The sequence below is a fragment of the Halochromatium sp. genome, from assembly GCF_054919635.1.
The window spans coordinates 1-8335 of the sequence record NZ_JBUDPI010000147.1; the positions used below are offsets into that span (position 1 = coordinate 1).

The following is an 8335-nucleotide window of genomic DNA, read 5'->3' on the forward strand; positions in this document are numbered from 1 at the left end:
TCTACCAGCGCATGACCGAGACCTTCGTGCTGGACGAGGAGATGCGCGAGCGCCTTGCCGCGCTGAATCCAACCGCTTCGGCCAAGGTCGCGCAACGCCTGATCGAGGCCCATGAGCGCAATTATTGGGCGCCCGATGCCGAGACCCTGGAGGCGCTGCGCCAGGCTGGCGAAGAGCTCGAAGACCGTCTCGAAGGCATCACCGAAGGAGTCGCCGCATGACCCTCGACGATCTGCCAACCACGATCTACGGCGGCGGCAAGCCTGATAAGCCGACGACGACACCGAGGTCGGATCGCTGTGATGCGCCTGACTGCGGCGATCCCCAGCGCGGAGCACCGCGGCTCGCCGATCCTCATCTCGACGGTGAGGGCAGCGTACAGGTACAGCTCGACCCTAGCGAGCGCATCGACAAGGCGCAGGTCTTCGCAATCTATGGCAAGGGCGGCATTGGCAAGAGCACGACCAGCTCGAACCTTTCGGTCGCGTTCTCGAAGCTCGGCAAGCGGGTCGTGCAGATCGGTTGTGACCCCAAGCACGACAGCACCTTCACGCTGACCAAGTGCCTGGTGCCGACCGTGATCGACGTGCTCGAGTCGGTCAATTTCCACCCTGAGGAGCTCCGCCTCGAGGACTTCGTCTACGAGGGCTACAACGGCGTGATGTGTGTCGAGGCCGGTGGGCCACCAGCCGGTACCGGTTGTGGGGGCTATGTGGTCGGACAGACGGTGAAGCTGCTCAAGCAGCATCACCTGCTCGATGACACCGACATCGTCGTCTTCGACGTGCTCGGTGACGTCGTCTGCGGTGGCTTTGCCGCACCGCTGCAGCATGCGGATCGGGCGCTGATCGTCACCGCGAACGACTTCGACTCGATCTTCGCGATGAACCGCATCTCGACGGCGATCCTGGCCAAGGCCAAGAACTACAAGGTGCGCATCGGTGGCGTCATCGCCAACCGCAGCGATGAGACCGATCAGATCGATCGCTTCAATGATGCCACCGGCCTCAAGACCATGGCCCATCTGCCGGCGCTCGATGTGATTCGCCGCTCGCGCCTGCGCAAGGCGACCCTGTTCGAGATGGAGCCCTCGGCCGACGTCGAGCACGCGCAGGGACAGTATATGCAGCTTGCCGAATCGCTGCTCGCAGGCTCCGATCCACTGGATGTGACACCGATGCGTGACCGTGATCTGTTTGATTTCCTGGGCTTCGATTGAGCGCTGAGACCGAGTAACACCGATGCCCAACCCTTCGTATCAAGAACGCCGTAACCAGGTCGAGTCCTACTTCGATCGCACCGCGGTCGATGCCTGGAAGCGACTGACCTCCGACGTGCCGGTGAGCGGTATCCGCGCCACCGTGCGCGCCGGCCGCGATCGGATGCGCGCCACATTGCTCGATTGGCTCCCGGCCGACCTCAGCGGCAAGCGGCTGCTCGATGCGGGCTGCGGAACAGGCCTGCTGTCAGTCGAAGCAGCGCGCCGGGGCGCTGAGGTCTATGCGGTTGATCTGTCGCCGACGCTGATCGCCCATGCGCGCGAGCGCCTGCCGAGCGATCTGCCGGGACAGATCGAGTTTGCCGTCGGCGACATGCTGGCTCCAGAAGAGGGTGATTTCGACCATATCGTCGCCATGGACAGCATCATCCACTATGAGCCGGACGACGCGCTCGATGTGATTGCGGGCTTTGTCCAGCGTGCGCGCGTCTCGGTGCTCTTTACCTTTGCTCCCCGCACCCCTGCGTTGGCCGTGATGCATGCGGTTGGGCAGTTCTTTCCGCGCAGCGATCGCTCCCCGGCGATCATCCCGATCGCCGAGAAGGCGATGCGCGCTCGGCTTCAGGGTGCCTGGAGATTCGACGGCTGGGAGATCGGGCGCACCGAGCGGATCAGCAAGGGTTTTTATACCTCGCAGGCGCTCGAGCTGCGCCGATGCTTGGAGGTTCATCAGTAATGGCCGCCTCTCGGGATGAGCTAAAGCGCCTCTTCTACCAAGAGGTCTTGCCGAAGTTTCTGCCTTTCTCCGATGCAGCAACCAAAGAGCTGCCGCTGACGCGGCTGCTGAGGTTGGCACTGTTCCAGGCCTCGGTCGGCATGATGATGGTGCTGCTCTACGGCACCCTGAACCGCGTCATGGTGGTCGAGAAGGGCGTGCCGCCTTGGCTGATCGGTCTGATGGTCGCGCTGCCGGTGTTGGTCGCGCCCTTCCGCGCCCTGATCGGCTTCAAGTCCGATCATCATGAGTCGGCCTTCGGCTGGCGTCGAGTTCCGTACATCTGGTTCGGTACCCTGATGCAGTTCGGCGGTCTTGCCATCATGCCTTTCGCGCTGCTGCTGATGGCCGATGGTGGCAATGTGCCGACCTTCGTGACCTGGCTCGCGGCCGGACTCGCCTTCCTGATCGCGGGTGCGGGGCTGCATACCACGCAGACCGCTGGGCTGGCGCTGGCCACCGACCTGGCTAGCGACGACACCCGTCCGCGCGTGATCGCGCTGCTCTTTGTCGTGCTCAACCTGAGCATGCTGGTCGCCTCGCTCGTCTTTGGTGCGCTCCTCACCGGATTCGACCAAATGAGTGTCGCCGAGTCTAACCAGCGCTTGATTGGAGTGCTCCAAGGGGCGGCACTGGTGGCCGTCGCGCTGAACATGGTTGCCTTGTGGAAACAGGAGTCGATCAATCGCGAGCGCGCCGAGCAGATCAAGGCCGACCGTCAGGCGCAAAAAGAGCAGCCGCGCTTCTCCGAGACCTGGGCCAAGTTCATCCAGGCTGGCAGTGCCGCTCGTCTACTGGTCGCGCTCGGGCTCGGGACGGCGGGATTCCAGATGCAAGACATCTTGCTAGAGCCCTATGGTGGCCATGTGCTTGGGCTTACGGTGTCTCAGACCACGCGCCTGACCGCAATCTGGGCTTTCGGCACGCTCGCGGCCTTCGCCCTTTCGGCCTTCCTGCTTGGGCGCCGTGTCGACTACTACCGGATCTCGGTCGCCGGCGCCTTGATCGGCGTGTTGGCCTTCGTTGCCGTGATCGCCGCTGATCCGCTCGGCTCGCCGCTGCTGTTTCGCTTCGGCGCGCTGCTGATCGGCTTCGGTGGTGGACTGTTCGCGGTCGGTACCCTGACCGCGGCAATGAACCTCGCGGATGTCGAGGGCAGTGGCCTTGCGCTAGGGGCTTGGGGTGCGGTCCAAGCCACCGCTTACGGTCTTGCGATGTTCCTTGGCGGCACGATCCGCGATCTCGTGACGTCAATCACCTCCACGGGGGCCTTTGGTCCGAACCTGACTGGTGAGGCCGTCGGCTATGCCTTTGTCTATAACCTGGAGATCTTGCTGCTCTTCGCCACCCTGATCGCCATCGGACCGCTTGCCTTGAAAGGCGGTCACGCTGCGCGGTCTTCCTCGAAGTTCGGAATTACCGAGCTTCCCTAAAGTCACCTTGCCAACGGAGGTTTATCCGATGCCTACTGGTGCTCTTACCAACTACATCGACGTCGCCCAACTCACACTCTATGCGTTCTGGTTCTTCTTCTTCGCGCTGATCTTCTGGATTCGTCGCGAAGACAAGCGCGAAGGCTACCCGGTCGAGTCACAGCGCTTGCGTGGGGTCAAGATGATGGAAGGCTTCCCGCCGATGCCGAAGCCGAAGACCTTTGTCATGCCGCATACCGGTACCCAGGTGGTCAAGCCTGGCCCAGAACAGCCACAGTACAAGGTCAACGCCGAGCCAATTGCTCCGTTCCCGGGCTCTCCCTTGGCTCCGGTCGGCGATCCGATGAAGGCCAATGTCGGTCCTGGCTCTTACGCCATGCGCCTCGACGAGCCTGATCTGACCGAAGACGGTCGGCCGAAGATCGCCCCGATGCGGGTGGCCGAGCACTTCGAGGTCGTGAGCAAGGACCCCGACCCGCGCGGCATGCCGGTGCTGGGCTGCGACGGCAAGCAGGGCGGCACCGTGAAGGAGATCTGGGTCGATCAGTCCGAGCCGCAGATCCGTTACCTCGAGCTCGAGGCCACCGGCGGCAAGCGGGTCCTGTTGCCGATCACCATGTGCGTGGTCAAAGGCAAGAAGGGTTATGTCGACGTCAATGCCATCACTGGTGCTCAGTTCGCCGGCGCGCCGACGCTGAAGAGCTACGACCAGATCACCATGCGTGAAGAAGACATGGTCACCGCCTACTACGGTGCTGGAACCCTGTACGCCACTCCAGAGCGCGCGGAGCCGTTTCTGTGAGTGAATTTGCCTTCGAGCCGATTCACGGCTTGCCGGAGAACCTCCCCCCAGGGGAGGCGCTCCGTTGGCAGGGCGCGCCGCATTGGCGCGTTCTTGCCAGGCGCGCCTTTTATGTGCGCACGGTTGCAATCTACTTCGGTCTATTGATTCTCCTGCGTTTGGCGTTGCTCATCACCGGAGGTGTGTCCTTTCAGGAGGCCGTGCTCTCGATCCTCTGGCTCGGTACGCTCGCGCTGCTGGCCATCGCCATCTTGACGCTGCTTGCCTGGCTCTACAGTCGCTCGACGGTCTATAGCATCACTGATCGGCGGGTTGTCATACGTTTTGGCGTCGCCCTGCCTATGGCCGTCAATATCCCGTTCAAGATCATCGAGAGTGCGGGCTTGCGAACCTATCCGGATGGGTCCGGCGACATTCCCCTGGTGCTTGGCGATGGCCAGAAGGTCAATTATCTGATCATGTGGCCGAATGTGCGTCCCTGGCGGTTCTCCAATGCTCAGCCGATGCTGAGGGGCATTCCAGAGGCCGCAAAGGTTGCTGAGATCCTGGCTGAGGCCCTGAAATCAGCAGCCGCCGAAACGGCCGAGGATGCAGAGGATGCTGAGGTCTCTAGCGAGCAGTCCAAGGATGCCAACCGGGAAGCCAGCAGGCCCAGCGGTGAGCCGTCGTTAGAGCCATCCCCGGCGAAGGCCGGCGGTCAGTGAGCTGTCCATTCTAGGACGGTCTCTGACGGCGATGGCTTTTTTCCTTTTATCTTGCGCCGAGGAGTGCAGCGATGAGCGACCCATTTGAGGGGCGCCCCTTTCCGCGCGGCGTGTTGATCGGAGCCGCCGTGTTGATCACCTTTGTCATCGCGGCGGCTGCGATGGTCCGCCTGACCGGTGTTGGTGGCGTCGAAATGCCATTCGCACCGGTGGTCGAGGGCCGTGAGCTGGTGTTTGAGGATCTGGGTGATGGCGTGACCATGGTGGCCCTGCCGGGGCCAGAAGGTGCGGATCGCGATGCCGTTGTCGGCCTGTTGGAGTCCGGGGTCGACGGCTTTGCGATGGGCGTGATGCGGGGCATGGTGCGTGACCGCAACGCGCGTGACCTGCCGTTGGATGCCCCCTATCAGCTGGCCTTGCTCGAGGACGGTCGGCTGGTGTTTCGCGATCCCAGTGTCGGAACCGAGATCGATCTGCGAGCCTTTGGTCCGACCAACATGGCCTCGTTCTCCCCGCTTCTGCGCGTCGAGCCCAAGCCGCTTGCCGATGTGGTTGACAAGGACGCCCGCGACTAAGGGCCAACGACCGGATGTCGAGCTACGCCCTGGCGATCGGCTATGCATTGTTCCTTTGGTGGTTCAGCACCGGCGTCATTCTCTATCTCAATGGTCTTCCACGCCGAACCTATCCCGTTAGCCTGATCGCCGCTACGGCCTTAATGGTCGCGCTGGTCGTCCTGATCTATCTGGTTCGCGATCACGATGATCTTTGGGGGGCTTATCTCGGCTTCACCGCGGGCGTTCTGGTCTGGGGCTGGCTGGAGATGGTCTATTTCATGGGCCTGGTCACTGGGCCGCACAAGCAGGCCTGTCCGCCAGGCTGCACCGGCTGGCGCCGGTTTCGCTTGGCATTGGGCGCCAGCATCTACCACGAGCTGTTGCTGCTGCTGATTGCAGCGCTGCTGATCGCTGTCACCTGGGGGGCGGCTAACCAGCTTGGAACCTGGACCTTCGTTATCCTCTGGCTGATGCGCTGGAGTGCCAAGCTGAACCTGTTCCTTGGGGTGCCGAACCTGAACGAGGACTGGCTTCCGGAGCATGTGCGCTTCATCACCAGCTACCTGCGGAAGCGGCCGATGAACCTGTTGTTCCCTATCTCTGTTAGTGTTGCCACCGTGGTCATGTCGCTGCTCGTTGAGGCGGCACTAGAGCTTCCGGCAGAGGGGTTTGCCGGTGTGTCCTTGATCCTTGCCGCAACCCTGCTGGCGCTAGCGATCCTTGAGCACTGGTTCTTAGTGCTACCATTGGCCGATGGGGCACTCTGGCGCTGGGTGACCACCTCCGGTGACCGCGAAAGCACCACCGACGGGTTGGGAGCGGTTGATCAGAAAACGGTGGATTAGCCAGTGCGTTGATATGCATCAACGCTCAAGTACCGAGGCTTCACTAAGTTTAGCGCGATGGGGACGCCGCGACTGTGACCGTCTCCGCAGTGGTCCGATCCCGATCAAAAACAAGGCTGCGGATCAGGGAGCTGTGTGGCTATGGTTTCCTTCGCCCCGCATCACTGAGGTTCTCACATGTCCAATTTCGCGCCAACGGAGGTGTCACCGCAGCAGCTGGCCCGAATTGCTGAGCTCGGACCCCGGTATGCTCAGTCGGCGAGCGCTTCGACAGCCTGGATCGACAGCCTCGACAGTGCAGAGTACGAGAGCGCACTGCGGGAGATTGCCCTGCATCCGGACGAGACCCTGTCTCTCTATATTCACATCCCGTTTTGTCCAGGTCGCTGCCTCTATTGCGCCTGCAACACCACCGTCACCCACGATACCGCTTGGATCGATCGTTATCTCGACGCGATGGACCAAGAGATGGCCTTGGTAGCAGGTCATCTGCGTGGCGATCACGATGTACTGCAGCTGCACCTCGCTGGCGGCACCCCTAACTACCTCAACGATGCTCAATTGACGCGGTTGACCGAGATCATCGAGCGCCGCTTCCGCATCATCCCCGATACCGATCTGTCGATTGAGTGCGATCCGCGACGCGCCTCAGCAGGACAGCTCGATCTGCTTCACGCCTTGGGCTATCGGCGCATCACCTTCGGCGTCCAGGACCTGAACCCGCAGGTGCAGCGCGCCATTGGTCGCATGCAGTCAATCGACCTGATCCGCGATGTCTACGCGATGGCGCGCGAGACGGGTTTTGACGCCATTGGCTTTGACCTGATCTACGGCCTGCCCGAGCAGACCGAGACGAGCTTCCAAGACACCCTGGATGCCATCGTCGCGCTGGCTCCTGATCGTATCTCCTGCTTCGGTTATGCACGCACGACCGCCCACGGGACTCATCAGTACGCCATCGATGCGCACCGGTTACCCTCAGCAACCGAGCGCCAGGTGCTGTTCCATCGGGCTGTGAGTACGCTCACGGCTGCTGGCTATGCCTGGATCGGGCTCGACGCCTTTGCCTTGGACACCGACGAGCTCGCGATTGCCCAGGAGGAAGGGCGTTTGCGTCGCAATTGCATCGGTTATACAGACATCGAGACCGATCATATGCTGGGCTTTGGCAGCGCTGCCATTGGTGACGTCGGCGGGTTCTGCGTGCAAAACGAGGTCGATATCAACACCTGGGCCGCGCGGGTTCAGCGCGGTGAGCTGCCGGTCGCGCGCGGGCATCGGGTGAGCGACCGCGATCGGCGGCGACGCGACGCGATCGAGCATATGATCTGCAATCTCGAGCTGCCGGCCGAGGTCGCTGCAGGCTGCCTCGATGACGAGTACCGACGCCTTGCCAGCTATGCCGCCGATGGCTTGGTCTATGTCGAGCCGGATCGATTGCGGATCACATCCTCGGGACGCTACTTCCTGCGCACGCTCTGCAGCGACCACGGTGCCTATTTCGAGTGGGATCGCTCACGCTGGCACTTCACGCGCAGCCTATGAGTCCGCTTGACGATCCCAGCGCCATCATTCGGATCGGACCGAACGCCATCACCAGGGTCGCCGAGGCACTCAGGGCAGCCCATGGCTCGGCCGATGAAGTCTTCGCCGCAGCCGGTCTCACGCGATATCTCGCTGATCCGCCCGAGTCGATGGTCGATGAGCGTGACGTGACTGCGCTGCAGCACGCGCTGCGAGCCGAGCTTGACGCCGAGACTGCCCGACAGATCGGGCATGATGCGGGCCTGCGCACCGGCGACTATCTGCTCGCCCATCGCATCCCCAAACCAGCCCAACGAATCCTCAAGCTGTTACCGCCCGGACCCGCCAGTCGGATGCTGCTGAAGGCGGTCGGCAAGCATGCCTGGACCTTTTCGGGCAGTGGGCACTTCAGCTACAGCATCGGTCGACCGGTTCAGGTCCGTATCCAGGATTGTCCGCTATGCCGTGGCAGCCAG

General features: G+C 62.4%; 10 protein-coding genes. All 10 read left to right on the forward strand.

What is annotated here, in order from left to right:
• Positions 1-221: cobaltochelatase subunit CobN (locus tag ACY693_RS10305; RefSeq protein ID WP_462321743.1), on the forward strand; the 221-nt coding region annotated here is incomplete at its 5' end.
• Positions 218-1219: a ferredoxin:protochlorophyllide reductase (ATP-dependent) iron-sulfur ATP-binding protein gene (gene bchL / locus ACY693_RS10310; protein WP_462321744.1), complete on the forward strand. Its 1002-nt coding sequence runs from the start codon at positions 218-220 to the stop codon at positions 1217-1219. The genes ACY693_RS10305 and bchL, both read left to right, overlap by 4 nt.
• Positions 1220-1241: 22 nt before the next feature.
• Positions 1242-1955 (forward strand): magnesium protoporphyrin IX methyltransferase, encoded by a 714-nt coding sequence (gene bchM / locus ACY693_RS10315; RefSeq protein WP_462321745.1) that lies wholly within the window; start codon positions 1242-1244, stop codon positions 1953-1955.
• On the forward strand, positions 1955-3427 hold the full coding sequence (locus ACY693_RS10320; protein ID WP_462321746.1) for a BCD family MFS transporter: 1473 nt from the start codon (positions 1955-1957) through the stop codon (positions 3425-3427). Before bchM ends, ACY693_RS10320 begins: the two co-directional genes overlap by 1 nt.
• A gap of 28 nt (positions 3428-3455) precedes the next feature.
• Positions 3456-4229 carry a photosynthetic reaction center subunit H gene (gene puhA / locus ACY693_RS10325; protein ID WP_462321747.1) on the forward strand — a complete coding sequence of 258 codons (774 nt, stop codon included), beginning with the start codon at positions 3456-3458 and terminating at the stop codon, positions 4227-4229.
• A complete protein-coding gene (puhB, locus tag ACY693_RS10330) occupies positions 4226-4933 on the forward strand; it encodes a photosynthetic complex putative assembly protein PuhB (protein ID WP_462321748.1) in 708 nt (235 codons plus the stop codon). Before puhA ends, puhB begins: the two co-directional genes overlap by 4 nt.
• 71 nt (positions 4934-5004) lie before the next feature.
• On the forward strand, positions 5005-5508 hold the full coding sequence (puhC, locus tag ACY693_RS10335) for a photosynthetic complex assembly protein PuhC (protein WP_462321749.1): 504 nt from the start codon (positions 5005-5007) through the stop codon (positions 5506-5508).
• A 14-nt stretch (positions 5509-5522) separates the two neighbouring features.
• Positions 5523-6335: a putative photosynthetic complex assembly protein PuhE gene (gene puhE, locus ACY693_RS10340; RefSeq protein ID WP_462321750.1), complete on the forward strand. Its 813-nt coding sequence runs from the start codon at positions 5523-5525 to the stop codon at positions 6333-6335.
• A gap of 177 nt (positions 6336-6512) precedes the next feature.
• Entirely contained in the window at positions 6513-7880 is a 1368-nt protein-coding gene (hemN, locus tag ACY693_RS10345) for an oxygen-independent coproporphyrinogen III oxidase (RefSeq protein ID WP_462321751.1), read from the forward strand.
• The coding region (gene bchJ, locus ACY693_RS10350; RefSeq protein ID WP_462321752.1) for a bacteriochlorophyll 4-vinyl reductase at positions 7877-8335 on the forward strand (459 nt) is incomplete at its 3' end. The genes hemN and bchJ, both read left to right, overlap by 4 nt.

Excerpts from the sequence above, each read along its gene's own strand:
- hemN (WP_462321751.1), top strand. The coding sequence starts at position 6,513 with ATGTCCAATTTCGCGCCAACGGAGGTGTCACCGCAGCAGCTGGCCCGA.
- puhE (WP_462321750.1), top strand. The coding sequence starts at position 5,523 with ATGTCGAGCTACGCCCTGGCGATCGGCTATGCATTGTTCCTTTGGTGG.
- ACY693_RS10320 (WP_462321746.1), top strand. The coding sequence starts at position 1,955 with ATGGCCGCCTCTCGGGATGAGCTAAAGCGCCTCTTCTACCAAGAGGTC.
- puhC (WP_462321749.1), top strand. The coding sequence starts at position 5,005 with ATGAGCGACCCATTTGAGGGGCGCCCCTTTCCGCGCGGCGTGTTGATC.
- bchL (WP_462321744.1), top strand. The coding sequence starts at position 218 with ATGACCCTCGACGATCTGCCAACCACGATCTACGGCGGCGGCAAGCCT.
- puhA (WP_462321747.1), top strand. The coding sequence starts at position 3,456 with ATGCCTACTGGTGCTCTTACCAACTACATCGACGTCGCCCAACTCACA.
- bchM (WP_462321745.1), top strand. The coding sequence starts at position 1,242 with ATGCCCAACCCTTCGTATCAAGAACGCCGTAACCAGGTCGAGTCCTAC.